This window comes from Desulfosporosinus sp. FKA (assembly GCF_002196785.1).
Taxonomy (GTDB): Bacteria; Bacillota; Desulfitobacteriia; order Desulfitobacteriales; family Desulfitobacteriaceae; genus Desulfosporosinus; species Desulfosporosinus acididurans.
Genome location: NZ_NAHZ01000014.1, coordinates 26670 through 45941 on the forward strand (window position 1 = coordinate 26670; position 19272 = coordinate 45941).

Genomic DNA, 19272 nt, shown 5'->3' on the forward strand with positions numbered 1-19272 from the left:
AGGAAAACCCGGCTTCGCCGAGCCATATCGTAAGGGAAGCCGTTGGCAGCACTTACGCTGGAAAGTATGCAATTGAAGGTTATTCTTTCAGACAGTATGAAAAAAGCTAGTCTTTAGGGGCTCAGCTTTTTTATATTATTATCATCGCTTTTGTTATATAATGGTGTCGATAGTTGTCCTGCTGCATTGAAGCATAAACATTGACAGTTACGATGTCCGCCCCTATAATGATAAGCGAACAGGTGTTTTATTAATACGAAAATTTGTTTTTAACCACGTTGAGGAGGATGGAAGATGGCCGAAACAAATAAGCTAAAGGCTCTGGATGTTGCCTTAGCCCAAATTGAAAAGCAGTTTGGTAAGGGTTCCATTATGAAGCTGGGAGAATCTGCGACAATGTCGGTTGACGTTATCCCTACAGGTTCATTGGCCTTAGATTTGGCTCTGGGTGTTGGTGGAGTACCGCGTGGGCGGATCATTGAAATATATGGGCCTGAGTCTTCCGGCAAAACTACTGTGGCCCTGCATATCATAGCCGAGGCGCAAAAACTCGGAGGAGTAGCGGCATTTATTGATGCTGAGCATGCCTTAGATCCGGTATATGCCAAGGCTTTAGGTGTTAATCTTGAAGATTTGCTGGTTTCTCAGCCAGATACGGGGGAACAAGGTTTAGAAATATGTGAAGCCTTAGTGCGCAGTGCTGCAGTTGATGTTATTGTGCTTGATTCAGTGGCCGCTTTAGTACCTCGAGCGGAGATTGAGGGAGAAATGGGTGACAATCATGTCGGGCTGCATGCCCGCTTAATGTCTCAAGCCTTGCGTAAATTAACGGGTTCAATCAGTAAAAGCAACACATGTGTTGTTTTTATCAATCAAATTCGTGAAAAGATTGGTGTTATGTTTGGCAGCCCGGAAACGACAACTGGAGGGCGGGCTTTGAAATTTTATGCCACCATCCGTATCGATATTCGCCGTCAAGAAGCTCTTAAGCAAGGCCAAGAGATTATTGGCAACAAAACCCGCGTGAAAGTCGTTAAGAATAAAGTGGCTCCTCCTTTTAAATCTGCTGATTTTGATATTATGTACGGAGAAGGAATTTCTAAAGAAGGAAGTATTGTCGATATAGGAACGGATATGGAAATAATATCAAAATCAGGTGCCTGGTACTCTTACAATGGAGAACGATTGGGGCAAGGACGAGAGAATGTCAAGGAATACTTGAAACAGCACCCGGACATGGCCCAGAAACTTGAACAGCTGATTCGTTCAAATATGAGCTCAGCGCCTTCTACGCCAATGGAAGATGATTCCTTTGAAGAAGAATAATTCCCCTAAAAGTGCATGGGAAGCTGCTTTAGACTGCTTATCCCGAAGAGCCCTGACGAAGCGTGAACTGGAAACTCGTCTTAACAATAAAGGGTATGAGAACAGTGAAATTCAGAGTGCTGTCGACAAATTGCTGGGTTATGGCTATCTTAATGATCATGAACTCGCTTTAACCTATGCAAAGAGTCGCCTTCAACGATATTCACGCCGAAGAGTCACCATGGATATGCGAAATCGCGGAATTGCTTCCGATTTAATTGAGCAGGTCTTGGAGGAAGTTTATTCGTGGGATGAAGAAGCAAAACTCTGCTTAGCCTTGGCGCAAAAGTGGCGGGTTCAAGAAGAACAACGCTGGGAAGAAAAGGCTCTAAAGGATTCAGACAAAAAGACAGTGCCTCAAGAATTATGGGTACAGCAAAGGGTTGTCCGCAAACTTATCCAACGAGGATACCCATCAGATATAGTGCAAAATGTTCTGGCAAAAATGCGAATAGAATAGCCTCATTTAGGACAAGCTTGACAATAATTACAAATGATATTAGAATCTTAACAGAGACCTGTCTCTGTTAAGATCTAACCTTTATGGTTTTCTTATAGATTTCGAGGTAGTCATTTTTAATATTGTTTTTGACTAACGAGAGTTGTAGGAAGGGGAGAAGGCTGGAAGAACTCCCGTATTAAAGGTTGCTTAAGAGACTGGTTTTGAACCAGTTTTTTTATTTATTTGTTAAATTTTGAATTTTTACAAACAAGGAGGTGTAAATGTGATTGGAATATTTTTGACCGGTTTAATTGCCATCTTAGTTGGATTAGCTCTAGGAGCCTTGGTAGGTTGGCATATTCGTAGAAATACTGCCGAAAAAGTTATGGGTACTGCCGAAGAAGAGGCAAAACGGATTGTTGAAAATGCACTTTCTGCTGCAGAAAGCAAAAAACGTGAAGCAATTGTTGCTGCAAAAGAAGAGGCCATGCATATTCACAATGAGGTTGAAAAAGAAACACGCGAACGTCGAAATGAACTCCAACGCTTAGAACGGAGATTGTTACAAAAGGAAGAGAGCTTAGACCGTAAAATTGAGTCAATTGAACGGAAAGAGGAAAATTTGCATCGTAAGGAAGGCGAGGTAGATTCCCTCAAAGAAGAATTGAATCAGCTTGTAGATAAAGAACAAGCCGAATTAGAACGTTTATCCGGTATGACCTCGGAAGAAGCAAAACAGCTCCTTCTGAAAAGAGTTGAAGAAGAGGTTCGCTATGAGTCAGCGATAATGATTAAAGAAATTGAGACTCGCGCCAAAGAAGAAGCCGAAAAGCGGGCGAAAAACGTTATTTCACTAGCCATTCAACGTTGTGCTGCGGATCACGTGGCTGAAACTACCGTATCTGTTGTGGCACTGCCGAGTGATGAAATGAAAGGGCGAATCATAGGCCGCGAGGGACGCAATATTCGAACATTGGAAACGTTAACTGGAATCGATCTTATTATTGATGATACACCTGAAGCAGTAATTTTATCTGGTTTTGACCCTATACGCCGAGAGGTAGCGCGTATTGCTTTAGAGAAACTGATTGCTGATGGCCGTATTCATCCTGCTCGCATTGAAGAGATGGTTGAAAAGGCTCAAAAAGAAGTGGATCAAAAGATTCGCGAAGAGGGAGAGCAAGCTACTTTCGAGACAGGAGTTCATGGATTGCATCCGGAATTGGTTCGGCTGCTTGGCCGACTAAAATTCCGAACCAGCTATGGTCAAAATGTGTTAAAACATTCCACAGAGGTTTCTCATCTTGCGGGATTAATGGCTGCCGAATTAGGAGTGGATGTTCAATTAGCAAAACGAGCCGGACTTTTGCATGATATTGGCAAAGCGGTGGATCATGATCTAGAAGGAACTCATGTTCAAATTGGTGTAGATCTGGCCAGAAAATACAAAGAGTCCGTTGATGTTATACATGCTATTGAAGCTCACCACAATGATGTAGAACCTAAAAGCCTTGTTGCCGTACTAGTAGCGGCAGCTGACGCGGTTTCGGCTGCTCGCCCGGGTGCACGACGTGAGACTTTGGAAACTTATATTAAGCGGCTGCAAAAACTTGAGGAAATCGCAGAGAGCTTTGAGGGAGTTGAAAAATGCTTTGCTATTCAAGCGGGGCGTGAGGTACGCATTATTGTTAAGCCGGACAAGATCGATGATGTACTCGCACCACGAGTAGCGCGTGAGATTAGTAAGCGCATTGAAGAAGAACTTGAATATCCTGGGCAGATTAAAGTTGTTGTTATCCGTGAAACGAGAGCAGTTGACTTTGCAAAATAAACAAGTTATTTATGATCAGGCGACGTTGAGTCGCCTGATTTTTTATCCTCTGAGAAAGTATAACAACTTTCCGCGAAATCCTTTCCTTCAGCATAAGTGTAAATTAAGAATAATGCAGGAGATTAGATTCTTATGACGAATAATTTCTATGATAGCTCAAAGCAATAGAGAGGATTGACAAAGGTGTTAAGCAAAATACATAAGGATTTAAAGGAAGATTCAGAGGGAGCGGATCTATTAACTTCTATTTTAACAAGATATCCTGAATTAGGAGCGGTTCATTATTGGTGTGAGGAACATGCCCTTAAGTTTACATTTATGCTCAGGCAGTCTTTAGAGCTTGAAACAGTACAGAACGTGCTTCGACCTGCTTTGGAGCTCTATCATCATCTTGAACGTCAATCGATACGTGTTTTTCAAATAAGTTGTCACAGTGAGGAAGATGTTTCTGTTTTAAAAGTAGTCCGAGATTTAGAAAGCATTAGTCAAGAGGAAGTAGGATTATTAGTTGAATTATTGAAGGGTGCGTTTGCCAAACAGCTGGTTTATGATGAGACAAGCCTTCCTGAAGAAGAGTTGGAAATTCATGAAGAAGTCATTAATCAAATACTTTCTTCAATTAAACATATGGATATTTCTAAAAATGTTATAGCTTTGAGAGATGAGGGACGTGTTTTGGTTTTTAATAACTAGACGCTATATTGTCTAGTGCCCTGCAAGGAATAATTTTTGTGTTAGTTTTATTGTGAAGAAAAAGGGTAAGAATATGTGAAAAGTCCCATGGATTGTAGCGGGAGGTGTAATGTTGCGTATACTTTTTGTCGGAGATATTGTAGGTAAGCCTGGGCGGGAAGCCATTAAGAGATTTTTAAAGCCGCTTCAGCAGGAATATACTATTGATGTTACAATAGCAAATGCAGAGAATGCTGCAGCAGGAAAAGGATTAACAAAGGAAATTGCCGCAGAACTTTTTGATTACGGAATACAATTTTTTACGATGGGGAATCATGTATGGGACAATCGAGATATTATGAATTTTATAGATCAAGAGACTAGAATGATCCGACCTGCTAATTATCCCGTTGGAGCACCTGGCCGGGGATCGGGGCTTATACGAGTTAATGGCTGTAAAATTGGCGTGTTAAACTTATCAGGGCGGGTGTATATGACACCTTTAGACGATCCTTTTAGTGGAGCCATCCGTTGGATTAACCAGCTTAAGCAGGAGACTCCTATTGTTCTCGTTGATTTTCATGCTGAGGCAACTTCGGAAAAGGTTGCCTTAGGATGGTTTCTTGATGGAAAAGTCAGTGCGGTTGTTGGAACTCATACCCATATTCAAACCACGGATTTCAGAGTCCTTCCTCATGGTACCGCTTATATTACGGATGTTGGAATGACGGGTCCAAGAGATTCGGTATTAGGTATTAAAAAGGAGATTATTATTAATCGATTTTTAACTCAGCTTCCGGCCAAGTTTGAATTAGCAACAGGGCCAATCCAAATTAATGCGGTAGTGATTGATATCGATGAGAAATCTGGAAAGGCTGTAAAAATCGAAGCTATTCAACGAGACTTTGAACATTAAGGAATTTAATATAAAAATCTGAAAACTTAGTTAAAAAAAGAGGATTTCCTTCGATCCTTCTCGAATAGATATTCAAAGTAGTGGTAATACCTGTAAAAAGAATTCGAGCAGGAGGATGAATTATGGATGTATTAAAAGTTTCAGCAAAATCAAGTCCCAATGCTGTAGCTGGAGCACTTGCTGGGGTTTTGCGCGAAAGTGGCGGAGCTGAGCTGCAAGCCATTGGGGCAGGGGCTTTGAATCAAGCGGTAAAGGCTGTGGCCATTGCACGTGGTTTTGTAGCGCCTGGTGGAGTCGATCTTGTTTGTATTCCAGCTTTTACAGATGTTGTTATCGATGGAGAAGAAAGAACAGCCATTAAATTGATTGTTCAGCCACGCTAGGTTAATAAAAAGCACCTGTTTGTGAGTACAAGCAAACAGGTGTTTATTTGTGTAAATTTTTAATCTGAGAGGGTGTGTTGTGATTGGATAAATGTTTTATTGTTGACGGGCATTGTGACAGTATTGGCCACTTGAGTAACCAAGGGAGGTCGGTGTCTGTTCCTAATGAGGGCGGCCACTGGGATATTCCAAGAGCAAAAAGCGCTGACATCTCTCTTCAGTTCATGGCAGCCTTTATTGAAACTAAGTTTAAACCATTAATGGCAACGATACGGGGATTTGAACTTATTGAAACCATTCGCGATTTTGTGGAGGATAATTCTGATCAGCTGTTTTTAGTTGAAAAAAAATCGGACTTAAGCCGAATTCCTGATCCGACAAAGATAGGAGTTTTGTTAAGTGTTGAAGGCGGGGAAATAGTTGGTGAAAATTTATTTTTGTTAGATATAATTTATCGTCTTGGGGTCAGGTCACTTGGTCTAACCTGGAACCATCGCAACGCTCTTGGGGACGGAGTCTGGGAACATGAGACTAAAAGCAGGCTGACGAAGCTGGGGCAGGAAGCTGTTCAGCGAATGAATCAATTAGGAATGCTGATTGATGTTTCTCATTTGAATGAGAACGGGTTTTGGCATGTTTTAGAACTATCAAAATACCCTATAGCGGCAACGCATTCTTGTGCCTATTCCCTTTGTCCCAATCCACGCAATTTAACAGATGATCAGTTACGAGCTTTGGCAAAGAATAAAGGCATTGTGGGAGTTAATTTTTATCCTGGATTTCTAAAAGAGAGCGGCCCTGTCACTCGCAAAGATGTTGTTCGACATATATCCTATATTGCCGATATTGCCGGTGTTGAAACAGTAGGGTTTGGATCAGATTTCGATGGCATTGATGAAACTCCAGACGGACTGGAGAATGTAAGTGACTTTTCTTATCTCTTGGATGATTTAACAAAAGCCGGTTTCACGTCAAAAGAAATCAAACAGATTTCAGGCCGAAACTTTATGCGAGTATTATCAGACGTGCTAAAATAATTAAAGACATTTAGGGAAAGGGGTAGTAGAAGTATTGGACCTAGCAAGGGGACTCTGCGAAGTTGATTTACATTGCCATACAACGGCGTCGGATGGGCTGTTAACACCTACTGAGCTTGTTCGTTCTGCCGCAATTCTAGGATTAAAAGGGATTGGTCTCACCGACCATGATACCATTCAGGGCTGGAGAGAGGCAGAACAAGCAGCAAACGTCCATCAAATTCAACTTTTAAAAGGAATTGAATTGAATACCGATTGGAATGGGAAGGAAGTGCATATTTTAGGATATGAGCTTGATGGTTCATCGAATGATTTAAAGCATCAGTTGAAAAAATTGAGAGATGCACGTAAACTAAGAATGTTTGAAATTCTGGATCGATTGCAATATTTGGGGATTTCGATCGAAGCTAGGCAAATTCAAAAGTTCGCTAGAGGTGAATCAATTGGTCGGCCTCATATTGCCGAAGCACTTATGGAACAAGGTTATGTCAACACTATCAAGGAAGCATTTGAACGTTACATCGGAAAAGGTGCTCCAGCTTATGTCCCGCTTCATAAGATAACCCCTGAGGAGGGCATTGAACTAATCAGGAAATCTCATGGAGTTGCCGTTCTTGCTCATCCAGGGATCAATCGTCTTGAAGAAGGAATTCGGCCTTGGATTGAGGCTGGCCTTCAAGGAATTGAAGTATCTCATTCGGAACATAATCAAGAAGACGAACTTCGATATCGTTCGTTAGCCAAAAAATATCACTTAGTTATGACGGGTGGATCAGATTTTCATGGTGAGGAGCGGAAGCCTGGAGTAAAGCTCGGGCATTGGGGAGCGTCAGAGGAGGTAATTCAACAAATACTTGTCTTAGCGAAAGGTAATTAACGTCTCAAGTAAATATCAGGGTTAAAATTCTGCTCTCCGGCATAGAATAGTTAGAGAACAAGTCGGGGGGGGTGCCAGTGGATTCTACGGACGAAATACAATTATTGCGGGCTCGCGTGGGAGAGTTGGAACAGCGGGTTGAACATTTAAGAGTCAGCCGGCGTGTTCTAATGAACTTATTAGAGAAGGTTGAGCGCGAAAAGGTTGCACTTGTACATAATCTTGAGAAGGAGAATGTTCGTTTGCAAAGGGATAATAAGCGATTTGCCAAATGGATATTTTCCAAAAACAAAGAGATTGTTGAGCTTAAGGAAAAAGTTGAAACCTCAGTGCAAAAAGCATGAGTAAACTTACAATTACTCGTGCTTTTTAGTGTTCATTGTCGGTCTTGTATAATAACTGCCCAAGCTTGGTGGTTGGGGTATGGTGTTCATGAATCAGATTGCATATTATGGAATTTAGGCCAATGGTTTGAGCTAAGCTGCTCCCCCAGTGAGCGTGATGTTCAGCCATGTTCAAAGGAGCAGCGATTAAGGAAGGTCCTTTCTGCAGAAATGTCCAGATAGATCCGGGCATTTGCTGCATTAAAACAATGAATACTCGCTGCCATAAACGGACCTTGACGAGAGATTTACCACAATCATGAAGAAGTGCCGCAGTTATTAGATCCTGATACTCAGAAGAAGAAAGAGCAGTTTGATAAGGCAAAAGATTTTGGGCTACTGTGAGAGCGTGTCGTTGTTCGGCCTTTGATTGTTTTAGAAAAAGTGAGTTTGCCCGGGGAGGTAATATCTGCCTTGCCCAAAGCAGCTCGTCAGGATATATCAGAGGGAAAAATGCTTGAACAAATTGACGAATACGATAAAACATGCCTGTTTTCCTCCTTTCTTCATAATAAGGATCTGGAGTCGGTCTGACAAGTATTCAAGAGTATTTTCTAATAATTAGGGAAACCTATGCAGTAATTATGACATTGACAATTGACATCAAATAATTGTTACACTATTTTATCCCAGGAATATCTGATATACTAGTTAGAAAACTATTGGAGAAAGGAAGCTAAGCTAAGTATGCAGTCCAATCGTATTATTCAAGAAGCCCTAACTTTTGATGATGTCCTTGTTGTTCCTGCAAAATCCGACGTCCTTCCGCGGGATGTTGATGTTAGTACTTATCTTACAAAAAAGATCAAACTCAATATACCCTTAATGAGTGCAGGAATGGATACGGTGACCGATTCGCGGATGGCGATTTCTATAGCTCGAGAAGGTGGTATTGGGATTATTCATAAAAACATGAGCATCGAGCAGCAGGCCTTGGAAGTTGATAAAGTTAAACGCTCGGAGCATGGGGTTATTACAGATCCTATCCATTTGAAACCAAATGATAAAATAGCGGAAGCTCTTAAACTTATGGAACGCTATCGGATCTCAGGTGTTCCGGTTACCGTTGAGGGGAAATTAGTTGGGATACTGACAAATCGGGATCTGCGCTTTGAGAAAAATTATGATCGCCTTATAGGTGACGTTATGACAAAGATGAATTTGGTGACGGCGCCTGTTGGAACAACTCTGGAGCATGCGAAAGAAATTTTAGCTCAGCATAAGATAGAAAAGCTGCCGCTTGTGGACGCGGGAGGAACTCTTAAAGGACTAATAACTATTAAAGATATCGAAAAAGCGAGACAATATCCAAACTCGACGAAAGATGAAAGAGGCCGTTTGCGTGTAGGAGCTGCGGTAGGAGTTACCGCAGATACTATAGAACGAGCTGATGCTCTAGTTAAGGCAGGAGCGGATGTTCTTGTTCTCGATACAGCTCATGGACACTCCAAAGGGGTTATTGAAACAGTTCAACGTTTGAAAAGTCATTTCCCGGAAACTCAGTTGATCGCTGGAAACGTTGCTACTGCGGAGGCTATCCGAGAGTTAATTAAGGCTGGCGCCGATGCGGTTAAAGTTGGAATCGGACCAGGATCAATTTGTACAACTCGAGTCGTGGCAGGTATTGGTGTCCCCCAGATTACGGCTGTTATGAATTGCGCAGAAGAAGCAGATAAGTATGGGATTCCAATTATCGCCGATGGCGGAATCAAGTTCTCAGGCGATATCGTGAAAGCTTTAGCGGCCGGGGCTCGAATTGTGATGATTGGAAGTCTTTTCGCTGGGACCGAAGAAAGCCCGGGAGATATGGAAATCTATCAAGGCAGGAGCTTTAAAGTATATCGAGGGATGGGCTCTATTGGAGCCATGAAAGAGGGAAGCCGCGATCGGTATTTCCAAGAAAAAGATCAGAAACTGGTTCCGGAAGGGATTGAAGGTCGAGTTCCTTATAAAGGTCCTGTTTCCGAAACAATTTATCAAATGATCGGGGGGTTGCGTGCAGGGATGGGGTATTGCGGAACTGCTACAATTGAAGCCCTTAGGACACAGACTCAATTTGTTCGAATAACCGCCGCAGGTTTACGGGAAAGTCATCCTCACGATGTTACGATTACAAAAGAAGCACCAAATTATAGTTAGAAATGGGGGGAGGGGGAAAGTCCTTTCCTGTTGCAGCGGAGGTATATATGAATAATGCTTTCTGGAGATACATGCTCCTATTAGGCTTGCTCTACCTTTTTTGGAGCGAGTTTTTTGTTTCAGGAGGTATCCTTACTCAATTAGCCCTTAATTTTGCTATCTATTATCCCCTTGGTTTTTTGGTAGGGTATCGTCCGCGGCAAGAAAGCCTTGCTGCGGCATATATTGCCGCCTTTATTTTTAATTCCTTATCCTATGTAGTTGCTTATAGTTATGGAATTCCTTTGGGAAATTGGCCTGTGGTTATTCTAGACTTTGTCAGTCTTATCATGATTATTAAAGTTGGAGTGATTATTGGAAAACGCGCACAATCATAACTATAAGGAGTGAGAATAATGAGAATTGTTATTGCCCCGGATTCATTTAAAGGATGTTTGAATGCTATAAAGGTAGCCCTTGCAATGCAGAAAGGAGCCCGAAGGGTTTTTCCGGAAGCACAAATAGATCTGATTCCCATGGCGGATGGGGGAGAAGGAACAGTCGAAGCGGTTTTAAGTGCCGTTAAGGGCAGAAAAATAGAGGTTAAGGCTAAAGATCCCATAGGACGTCAAATATCAGCATCTTATGGTCTTATTGAAAATGATAAGACAGCAATTATCGAAATGGCCGCGGCTTCTGGATTGCCTCTATTGCGTGCAGAAGAAAGGAATCCCCGTATTACCTCAACTCGAGGAACAGGGGAATTAATTAGGGATGCTTTGGATCGAGGTGTTAAAAAAATATTGCTGGGAATTGGCGGCAGCGCCACAAATGACGGAGGCGCAGGGTTAGCTGCTGCTTTGGGTGTTAAATTGTTGAACAGTCAAGGCGAAGAACTGCCCCCAGGAGGAGCTGCCTTGGCAAACCTTCAGGACATAGACGTCTCAGAACTTGATTCGCGTCTGGCAGAGGTCCAATGTGAGGTCGCCTGTGATGTGCAAAATCCCCTTTGCGGACCAGAAGGAGCAAGCGCGGTTTATGGACCTCAAAAAGGAGCAATACCTGAAGATATTAGGATTTTGGATGCTGCATTATTGAATTTTGGTGAGAAGCTGAGCAAGCTCTCCGGTACAAACCTTTTGGAATTGCCGGGAGGCGGAGCTGCTGGAGGATTAGGTGCTGGGCTTGTTGGCTTTTTGGACGCCAAATTACGCCCAGGTTCACAAATGATTCTAGATGTGGCGAAGGCTGAGGAAAAAATTAAACATGCCGATCTGGTTTTAACAGGTGAAGGAATGACTGATTTCCAGACGGCTTATGGAAAAGTACCTGTAGGAGTTGCAGCTTTAGCCGCTAAATATCGGGTTCCTGTCTTGGTTATTTCAGGCTCGGTAGAAGGTCAGCCCGATCTTCTTGGGGACTATGGAGTAAATTGTTGCTTCAGCGTCTCAGAAGGCCCGGGGACTTTAGAAGAAGCATTTTCCAAGGGAGAAGTTCAAATAGAGAGAGCAGTTTGGAGGATCTTAACAGTTTGGAAGCTTGGAGCAGAATCAGCTTCCGGAAAAGAAAATTATTAATATTTCTCCGATACCCCACCTTTCACGAGAAGGAAAAATTTGGAATATGGCGAATAGATAAACGATCAGCTACTGTTCGCATCTGAATATAAGGGGGAAAGGGGGAATAATCGTGGCCGATTTATCTCGCAGAGAACGTAAGAAAAAGGAAACGCGAGAAAAAATTTATGCCAATGCCATGAAACTTTTTCGATCACAAGGCTTTGGAGCAACCTCTATTGAACAGATTACTCAACAGGCGGATGTTGGAAAAGGAACGTTTTACAACTATTTTCCAACTAAAGAAGCAGTTGTCCTGGAATTTTCCAGACGTACTTGTCAAAATCTGATCGATATTGGTCGTTACAATCCTGGCCTGAATATACGTCAACGCTTAGAGAGCCTTCTTCATGATTGGACTGATTTTATGGTGAGAGATCGTGAGATTGCTTGGGTTACGATTCGTAATCGTGACGGAGCAGAATATGACATGAGCTTGCATTATGCCTTACTGGCAATTCTTAATGTGGGGCAAATGAATGGAGAGATAAACCGCGATTTTGATCCGGCCTTCTTGGCAGAAAGTCTTGAAGGAATGGTAGTTCAGCATTTCATGCGCTGGTTCGTTTCAGGTTCGGGTAATTTACACGCCGAAGTCAATGCTGCTCTAAGTGTTTTTTTGGATGGACTCATAGAAAAAGAGCAAAAAGAAGCTTGAGATTCTTCATATCCCTCCGTTGTTTCACATAGTGTAACAGCGGAGGGATTTTTATGTGCAAACGATTTAGTCCCAGAAGTCTTGGCCTCTGGCTAGGGCAAATGCCGGTAGGGACATTTAATGACATTACCGACGTTCCGGGAGTAAAAGTAGGTAACGTTTCTCTTGTCAAAGGAGAAGGCCCGCTGCTTCCATCAGGCAAGGGTCCGGTAAGAACCGGTGTTACGGCGATTATTCCTCGTTCGGATAATCTATATCTTCATCCCTGTTGGGCTGGAATTGAAGTGATCAATGGGTATGGAAAATCAATGGGAGTTCCCTTTATTCAAGAGATGGGCTATCTAAATTGCCCTCTTATGCTGACAAACACCTTGAGTGTAAGTGATGTGGCTCATGGGGTAATCACATATATGCTGCAGCAAAATCCAGAGATCGGAAATGATGCCAGAACTTCAAATGTGGTTGTTATGGAGTGTGACGATTCGTTTTTGAATGACATACGCGGAAGACATGTTAGACCCTGGGACGGGCTATTAGCGCTTCAGCGTGCAGAAGGAGGGCCGATAGGTCAGGGGAATGTTGGAGCCGGTGTAGGGATGTCTTGCTTTCAACTTAAGGGAGGAATAGGGAGTTCTTCCCGTGTGGTCAAAAGCAGAGGCAGAATTTATACTCTTGGGATGTTGGCTTTGGCGAATTTTGGGCAATTAGAAGATTTGATTATTTCAGGTGTTCCAATAGGAGAACTGTTGACGATTCAAGCCAAGGGATATATACCCGGATCTTTAATTCTTATAGGTTTAACCAATGCCCCCTTAACGAGATGGCAATTGAGGCAGCTTGCACGTCGGGCGAGTCTGGGAATGGCCCGGACAGGGTCTATTTCTATGACGGGGAGCGGCGATTTCAGTCTTATGGTTTCCACTGCTCCCTTTGAAGATAGCGATTTCATATCGGATTGGGATCTCGATGAATTTTTTCGGGCTGTTGTTGAAGCAACGGCAGAAAGTATTTGGAATGCTTTATTTCTGGCGGAAACTATGGAAGGCAGAGATGGACATGTGCGACAAGCTCTTCCAATTGAGGAAACGATTGAACTTATCAAAGCTTGGAGAGGTGGTTACTATAACCGGAATCCTTTCCCCAAGAGTTAAGTATTGCCTTAAATTTGTCATGAATTTTGATTTTTGTGCGTAAATATGCTAAAGGAGAAAATCTAAGGGAGGTTCATTGTGAAAATCACCTGGGATACGATTTGGGAAGTTCATCCGGAAGTGTTTATTGCACAAAATTGGGTGGAATGTACAGAAGACAAAAAGAAAGCAAATCGTCTTCCAGCCCAATATTCCTATTTTATGGGCGGGGAGACGACGCTTAGAGTTGGAATTGTTGCCTGTTCTTCAATTTCACGTGAAGAAGAGTTTCTGCTTGCAGGTGTGTTATGGGGTAATAGATTGAGTAATGGGGCGAAGACGATTATATATTTTGTTGCTCCTGATTTTTCTATGGCCTTTTTAAAGAGTATTACTAAAATCGGCGGTAGTATTACTGCCCGGGCAGTTTATTGGCGTGAAAAACTCACTCCGAGTTTGTACTTAATTCCCGAGGAACGGCAGAATATCCGGTTACGGTACACAATTGGTGAAGAACGTCCGGATTGGAAACGATGGGCACAGGGATTAAATCCCGTTGCTCGACAACAATTAATGATTGTCAATAAGTTTTTTATAGATCTAAGCAGTCAAAGAATCCGTACAGAATTTAAGCAACAACATATTGCTTTCCTCTGGGGGAATTTTGAAATAGCCGAAGTTCGAAGAATCGGTAAAAAATTCGAACTAAGCAGTCGGGTTAAATGGCTAAAGGATCAAGATCTATGTTTAAAATGGCAAAAACAAGGCTGGGTGGACGCCTCCGGTTCTCTTAACAGTGAATTTAGCAGCTCGATTTATAGTATTCTAAATTACTTGGAAAATCTTGAAGCCGAGAGAAAACTACGATCACAGGATCTTCTTGCGCTCTGGCTTCACCAAGGTGACGGAGTTTTAAAATCTCTTTGGGGAAGTCCTTGGCCTTGGCCCTGGCTGCCGAAAGAACGCAGTGAGAATTCAGTCTCAGAATTAGAGCAGTGGTATTTCTTCCAAGGCAATGGTCAACTAAGTGTTGTTTGTCCAATCTTTGAAAAGCCGCTTATGAAAGCTTCGAAAAGTATTATTTTGTCCAGTGTACTTGATAACAGCAGTTTGCTCGAAAATGCTAAGGATGAACAGGGCAATTTGTTGGTATGGGATGGTCGTATACATTGGTTAACCACGCCTGGGATGGAAGATGAACTAAGACGCTGGTATTGCTGGATAAAAAATATTGATGACTTCCCCATCTGGACGCTGCCAGATAATTGGAAAGAAAAGGGGATCTATGAGCTGAATAACCGTGCGCCTCTGTTTAATGAATAAGTTAAGCTGTTAGAAAATTTGTACAGTTTTTCAAGAGAGGCAAATCAATCATTACTTCTGTTCCAGACTGTTGAGTAGAATCCTTAAAGTGGAGCTTACCGTGATGGGCAAGGACTATTCTCTGAGCAATTGTCAGGCCAAGGCCTGTTCCGCCTATTTGAGTTGTGAAAAAGGGATCAAGTACGCGCTGACGTAGATTTTCTGGAATACCATGGCCATAATCGATAAAACTTATCCGAACGTATTGATCATTAATAGTTAGCCGAACGATCACCTTTCCATCTTGGGGTGAAGCTTCAATGGCATTGTTCAACAACGAGAGGAAGGCTTCCGAGAGTTGTTCTTGGTCTCCTAACACATAGACAGGGTCTACATCGGAATCCAAAATGATTGAAATTCCTCTATTTTTACCGCAAGGTTCAATGGACTTTAATATGGCTCTGAGTGTTTCGCTAAGATTAAGTTGTTTCATGTGTGGAGCCGATGGGCATGTAACCAAAATAAATTTATTTAGAATCCGATCAATGGACTGGATTTCTTCAAGGAATAGCTCTCGATAAGGGCGGAAGGATTCAGGCCATTCTTCGGGTTTAATTAATTGCATAAATCCTTTGATCGTTGTCAGTGGATTGCGGATTTCGTGAGCTAATCCGGCGGATACCTGTGTGATTACGGAAAGCTTGGCGAATTGAACATATGCTTCCGAGCGTTTTTTTTCTTCGCTGATGTCGTAAAGTGTTAGAAGTACTCCGTAGGGCTTTTTATGATTATCGAGCAATGGTTGTGTTTGATAGCGTAAATGTTTAATACCCTCTTGTGAGGCCTTCCAGGTAAGTTCTCCGTAGTCAGAAGAATTTATTGACTTAATACTTAATGGAATTGCCAATATTTCGGAAACTTGACGGCCAACTAGTGATGATTCCGGCAGCATTAAAAGATGACAGGAAAGGTTATTCGATTCGAGAATTGTTCCTGAATTATCAAGAATCATAATCGCTTCTCGCGTATAGTCAATGGTTGGGATGATGGAGGTTTTTTGGTGAAGTAAAACACGAATTGCTTTAATATGCCGTTGGTGGAGAGTTTTGAGACGGATCTGACTTCGGTCAAATAAGAACATTGTTCCCAGTAATAGGATTAGAAACATTACATGAATGATATATATTTTAATTGACGGAAATTTGATATAGCTTAAGGAAAAAAACAAAAGCAAAGTTGTGGTCATAATCCAGCCTTTTCCCCAAGAACTGGCTAAAAGGTCAAACCAAATTATGATTACTGTATAGGGGAGAAGAACAATGATTAAATCAAAGACAATGTTGAGGTGAGTAAACGAAATAACTAAAACATTAAAAATAAGCAAAAGTGACAATATTAACAAGGCGCCTTGGCGATGGAGTGTACGGAATTTGCGGGAAAACACAGACATTACTCCTTCCGGGATTAACAATAAACCCTGAAATAGTGTATCATAAAGCTCAGGTAGAAAATTGTAAAAAAAAGGAGAGCTTGGGGTAAAGAATTTTAAGGTGAAAATATATAAACAATGTTGTATAATTATGCAATAAGAAAGGAGATAGGATCATGAAATTGCGAAAAGCGAAAATAGCCGATGTGGAAGAGATGATGTCGTTAATTAATAATAATGCTGAGCAGGGACTAATGCTTCCACGATCGAGGAATATGCTCTTTGAGAATATTCGAGAATTTATGTTAGCAGAAGAAGATGGGCAAATAGTAGGAGTTTCCTCACTTCATATTTTATGGAGTGATTTAGCCGAAATACGTGCCTTGGCGGTTGACGATAATCACAGAAGACAGGGAATAGGCACGAAAATTGTTAAGGCAATTGAGGAAGAAGCCCTCGACCTAGGATGTTCCAGGCTATTTGCCCTGACATATCAACCCGAATTCTTCAAATCTTGTGGTTATGAAGAGGTAAGTAAAGATCAGATGCCACAAAAAGTTTGGAGAGAATGTATAAATTGTATAAAATTTCCTAATTGTGATGAGATAGCTGTTAGCCGAATAATTTAGTCGTAACGAATTATCCATTAAATTAAATTGATATAATTATCTTTTATGTAAAAAATCCATCGCGTCAGTTTCAACTGAACGATGGATTTTTGTATACTCATTATTCCTTGATAACAATATGCAAATTATTACGATTGGGATCGTCCTCTTGATCGTTGTTGGAGAATAGTATGCAGAAAATCCCACTGAAGATCTAGGTAAGCGTTGGTCATTTCATATTCACTTAAGCCTTTAGATTGGAGATATTCGCGTGAAGATAATTCAAATTCTCGTATAAATCCTAGAATCTCGTCCCAGTGAGTTGACAGCATTTTTCACCCTCCATTTCGAAAACAGTTTAGTATTGTCTCAATTTGCATAATCCTTTTATACAAATTTATTATAAACAACTATCAATAAAAATTATGTTGTAATTGGGAGTTAGCTAAATGAATTAAAATAGAAAGAATGAAGAACTAACAAGAAATATTGCGGTTTTGCGTAGAATAAACAGATTGTGACGGGTAATAACGCCAAAGGGAAATATCAAATAATAAAAGATTACCTGCTTTATAATGATAATTTGCCTGTTTAAGATTTTTTAGAGTAAAATAGCAATCCCCCAAATTATGATGAATACCGGCAATATAGCCTAAGGATAGGAGTTTTCGTGTCAGCCAAGGGGATCCGTTATTGGGAAATCCTTTTGTCTTGGCAGCGTGTAAACTGCGTTCGAAGAGTTTAATTGCTTCGGGAATCTTACCTATTTTGAGCAGGGCAACGCCCTGAGTAGCTAGCATGAGTGGGTCGAAAAGTGCATTAGGGTTATCTCGAATTATATAGAGGACGGGAATAGGTCTTCCTTCTTTAAGGAGAATATCGCACAAAGTGGTACATAATAGTGGGTCCTGAGACCCAAGAAATTTTTCTAAAAGTGAGATTGCCTGAGTTGGCTCATGAAAATAATAATAAAGCTGACTGGCAAAACGAGATAAGGACAGCGGACTAGTATCTTGGGCAATAGAATGTGCCATACGCTGAGCTGTGACTTTTCTCTTGGGGGGAGAAAAGTGTTTTTTTTGAACCATTGCCATGTAAGATATAATCAGGCCGCTTGACAACACTATTAGGCCAATGTTAATTCCAAAAATCCCTATCGCAGCAGTAAAAACAAATAAGGTTATCGTTGCAAGAAACATAAAGAAATGGATCTTTTGTACATATAGTATTTCTCTATCAATTTGAACTTCCTGCATTCCATCCTCCCATAACATACTACGAGGGATTGTGGACAAATAGACCCTCGATTTTTAAAAAATATGCAAAAAAAGATTCCGAGGACATAACCTCGGAATCCTAATGCTTAAATTTATGGTGGAGGTAAGCGGGATCGAACCGCTGGCCTCTAAAATGCGAATCTAGCGCTCTCCCAGCTGAGCTATACCCCCAACAACACCTAATTATATGCCAAAAAAATAAAATTGCAAGTAGTTTGACGATGCAATTTATGTAAATAGTCAACATCGATTGAAATGGCTCAGAGGATTTCCGCGTCCGGAAACCCTCAGATGCGCAAGGTCTAGAGAGTGAAGCCTACTAGACTTACTTATCTTAACATAACGCATATTTTGTCGAAAATCAATGTGTAATTTATTGTGGATTTTGTTATTTGAGGATCATTGTAGGCGAATTTCTCCATTAAGGTGCAAAATACCAACAGTATGTAATCCATACTCGGTCTTTATTAATTTAATGAGGAAATACATACACTAACTCAAAAGAAGTTAATCATAATTATTTGAAATTTTCGAACTAGGTATTGTTTTTTAGCGAAAACTATTTTAAAATAAATTAAATGGTATGATGGTCTGACCAGCATATGCTGATACTCTTGGAAGCTAGCCAGAATATCGTATGAGAATATTACTTTGAGGAGGATGCCTCTATGGCAAATGCTCGTTCTGCTGAATTATATGATGGATTTAAAGCAAAACTGGAAGCCGTATCAGGGGAATGTTATCGAGTTGAGACTGAAGAGGAAGCCGGGAAATTGATAGGAACTATTCTCAAGGACAAAGGTGTTCAGAATGTCGCACTTTTAGAAGGAGAAGTATCAAAGAAAGGCAATTTTGCTCAACAGTTAAAATCCATGAACATAGACGTTATGAGTGATAACTTCCGAAAAGTTACCCCTGACGCTCAAGCCGGGATTACTCAAGTTTCTTATGCTATTGCCGAATTAGGTACTTTAGTCCAGGCTGATGATGATGCCAATGTCGACCAACGGTTATGTTCTACTCTCGTTCCGATTCACGTTGCTGTGGTAAGGACCGAAAAGCTCTTACCAAGTCTGGCAGAAACAATGTCAACAATTCATCGTCTTCCTCGAATACCTGGATTTGTGGGTTTTATCACAGGACCTAGCCGAACCTCCGATATTGAACGTGTTTTAACAATCGGAGTACATGGTCCACAGCAACTTATTGTTGTTTTTGTTGATTAACA

The 19272-nt window shown here is 41.3% G+C and carries 21 protein-coding genes and 1 tRNA gene; 17 read left to right on the top strand and 5 right to left on the bottom strand.

All coding sequences use genetic code 11. The annotated features are described in order from the left end of the window. Window positions 1-294 precede the first annotated feature (294 nt). The 9 genes from recA to B5771_RS03130 all read left to right on the top strand — a co-directional run bounded on the left by recA (window position 295) and on the right by B5771_RS03130 (window position 7867). Complete coding sequence (gene recA / locus B5771_RS03090; protein ID WP_088186224.1) at window positions 295-1326, top strand: recombinase RecA; 1032 nt, start codon at window positions 295-297, stop codon at window positions 1324-1326. Further along, a complete protein-coding gene (locus B5771_RS03095) occupies window positions 1304-1825 on the top strand; it encodes a regulatory protein RecX (RefSeq protein WP_088186225.1) in 522 nt (173 codons plus the stop codon). Before recA ends, B5771_RS03095 begins: the two co-directional genes overlap by 23 nt. Window positions 1826-2090: 265 nt before the next feature. Continuing rightward, a complete protein-coding gene (gene rny / locus B5771_RS03100) occupies window positions 2091-3638 on the top strand; it encodes a ribonuclease Y (protein WP_088186226.1) in 1548 nt (515 codons plus the stop codon). A 183-nt stretch (window positions 3639-3821) separates the two neighbouring features. Then, the gene (locus B5771_RS03105; protein WP_242966714.1) at window positions 3822-4331 is read left to right on the top strand and encodes a hypothetical protein; all 510 of its coding nucleotides are present in this window, start codon (window positions 3822-3824) and stop codon (window positions 4329-4331) included. Between the two features lie 112 nt (window positions 4332-4443). Then, the gene (locus B5771_RS03110; RefSeq protein ID WP_088186227.1) at window positions 4444-5226 is read left to right on the top strand and encodes a TIGR00282 family metallophosphoesterase; all 783 of its coding nucleotides are present in this window, start codon (window positions 4444-4446) and stop codon (window positions 5224-5226) included. Window positions 5227-5348: 122 nt separating this feature from the next. Continuing rightward, entirely contained in the window at window positions 5349-5609 is a 261-nt protein-coding gene (locus tag B5771_RS03115) for a stage V sporulation protein S (protein ID WP_047808313.1), read from the top strand. Between the two features lie 83 nt (window positions 5610-5692). Then, entirely contained in the window at window positions 5693-6646 is a 954-nt protein-coding gene (locus B5771_RS03120) for a dipeptidase (RefSeq protein ID WP_047808312.1), read from the top strand. 34 nt (window positions 6647-6680) lie between these two features. After that, on the top strand, window positions 6681-7523 hold the full coding sequence (locus B5771_RS03125; protein ID WP_088186228.1) for a PHP domain-containing protein: 843 nt from the start codon (window positions 6681-6683) through the stop codon (window positions 7521-7523). 77 nt (window positions 7524-7600) lie between these two features. After that, window positions 7601-7867: a translation initiation factor 2 gene (locus B5771_RS03130; RefSeq protein ID WP_088186229.1), complete on the top strand. Its 267-nt coding sequence runs from the start codon at window positions 7601-7603 to the stop codon at window positions 7865-7867. Between the two features lie 25 nt (window positions 7868-7892). Here B5771_RS03130 and B5771_RS03135 read toward each other — a convergent pair whose 3' ends face one another. Further along, on the bottom strand, window positions 7893-8393 hold the full coding sequence (locus tag B5771_RS03135; RefSeq protein WP_088186230.1) for an HD domain-containing protein: 501 nt from the start codon (window positions 8391-8393) through the stop codon (window positions 7893-7895). A 200-nt stretch (window positions 8394-8593) separates the two neighbouring features. Here B5771_RS03135 and guaB point away from each other — a divergent pair, with 200 nt between their 5' ends. The 6 genes from guaB (at window position 8594) to B5771_RS03165 (ending at window position 14751) form a co-directional block, all read left to right on the top strand. After that, on the top strand, window positions 8594-10045 hold the full coding sequence (guaB, locus tag B5771_RS03140; protein WP_088186231.1) for an IMP dehydrogenase: 1452 nt from the start codon (window positions 8594-8596) through the stop codon (window positions 10043-10045). A gap of 47 nt (window positions 10046-10092) precedes the next feature. After that, window positions 10093-10422, top strand: a complete 330-nt coding sequence (locus tag B5771_RS03145; protein WP_088186287.1) for a hypothetical protein — start codon at window positions 10093-10095, stop codon at window positions 10420-10422. 18 nt (window positions 10423-10440) lie between these two features. Continuing rightward, the gene (locus B5771_RS03150) at window positions 10441-11601 is read left to right on the top strand and encodes a glycerate kinase (protein WP_088186232.1); all 1161 of its coding nucleotides are present in this window, start codon (window positions 10441-10443) and stop codon (window positions 11599-11601) included. A gap of 112 nt (window positions 11602-11713) precedes the next feature. Further along, a complete protein-coding gene (locus B5771_RS03155) occupies window positions 11714-12298 on the top strand; it encodes a TetR/AcrR family transcriptional regulator (protein WP_088186233.1) in 585 nt (194 codons plus the stop codon). Window positions 12299-12351: 53 nt separating this feature from the next. Beyond that, window positions 12352-13449 (top strand): P1 family peptidase, encoded by a 1098-nt coding sequence (locus B5771_RS03160; RefSeq protein WP_088186234.1) that lies wholly within the window; start codon window positions 12352-12354, stop codon window positions 13447-13449. A gap of 78 nt (window positions 13450-13527) precedes the next feature. Then, window positions 13528-14751: a hypothetical protein gene (locus tag B5771_RS03165; protein ID WP_088186235.1), complete on the top strand. Its 1224-nt coding sequence runs from the start codon at window positions 13528-13530 to the stop codon at window positions 14749-14751. 1 nt (window position 14752) lies between these two features. On the opposite strand, the gene B5771_RS03170 is transcribed toward B5771_RS03165, so the two are convergent. Then, window positions 14753-16174: an ATP-binding protein gene (locus B5771_RS03170; protein WP_088186236.1), complete on the bottom strand. Its 1422-nt coding sequence runs from the start codon at window positions 16172-16174 to the stop codon at window positions 14753-14755. A 161-nt stretch (window positions 16175-16335) separates the two neighbouring features. Here B5771_RS03170 and B5771_RS03175 point away from each other — a divergent pair, with 161 nt between their 5' ends. Then, complete coding sequence (locus B5771_RS03175) at window positions 16336-16788, top strand: N-acetyltransferase (protein WP_088186237.1); 453 nt, start codon at window positions 16336-16338, stop codon at window positions 16786-16788. Between the two features lie 128 nt (window positions 16789-16916). Here B5771_RS03175 and B5771_RS03180 read toward each other — a convergent pair whose 3' ends face one another. From B5771_RS03180 to B5771_RS03190, 3 genes are all read right to left on the bottom strand, one after another. Then, on the bottom strand, window positions 16917-17099 hold the full coding sequence (locus B5771_RS03180) for a hypothetical protein (RefSeq protein WP_088186238.1): 183 nt from the start codon (window positions 17097-17099) through the stop codon (window positions 16917-16919). A gap of 144 nt (window positions 17100-17243) precedes the next feature. After that, window positions 17244-18023: a tetratricopeptide repeat protein gene (locus B5771_RS03185; protein WP_088186239.1), complete on the bottom strand. Its 780-nt coding sequence runs from the start codon at window positions 18021-18023 to the stop codon at window positions 17244-17246. A 116-nt stretch (window positions 18024-18139) separates the two neighbouring features. After that, window positions 18140-18215, bottom strand: a tRNA-Ala gene (locus B5771_RS03190). Between the two features lie 497 nt (window positions 18216-18712). Between B5771_RS03190 and B5771_RS03195 the strand changes: the two genes are divergently transcribed. Then, window positions 18713-19270 (top strand): lactate utilization protein, encoded by a 558-nt coding sequence (locus tag B5771_RS03195; RefSeq protein ID WP_088186240.1) that lies wholly within the window; start codon window positions 18713-18715, stop codon window positions 19268-19270. The last annotated feature ends 2 nt before the right edge of the window (window positions 19271-19272 follow it).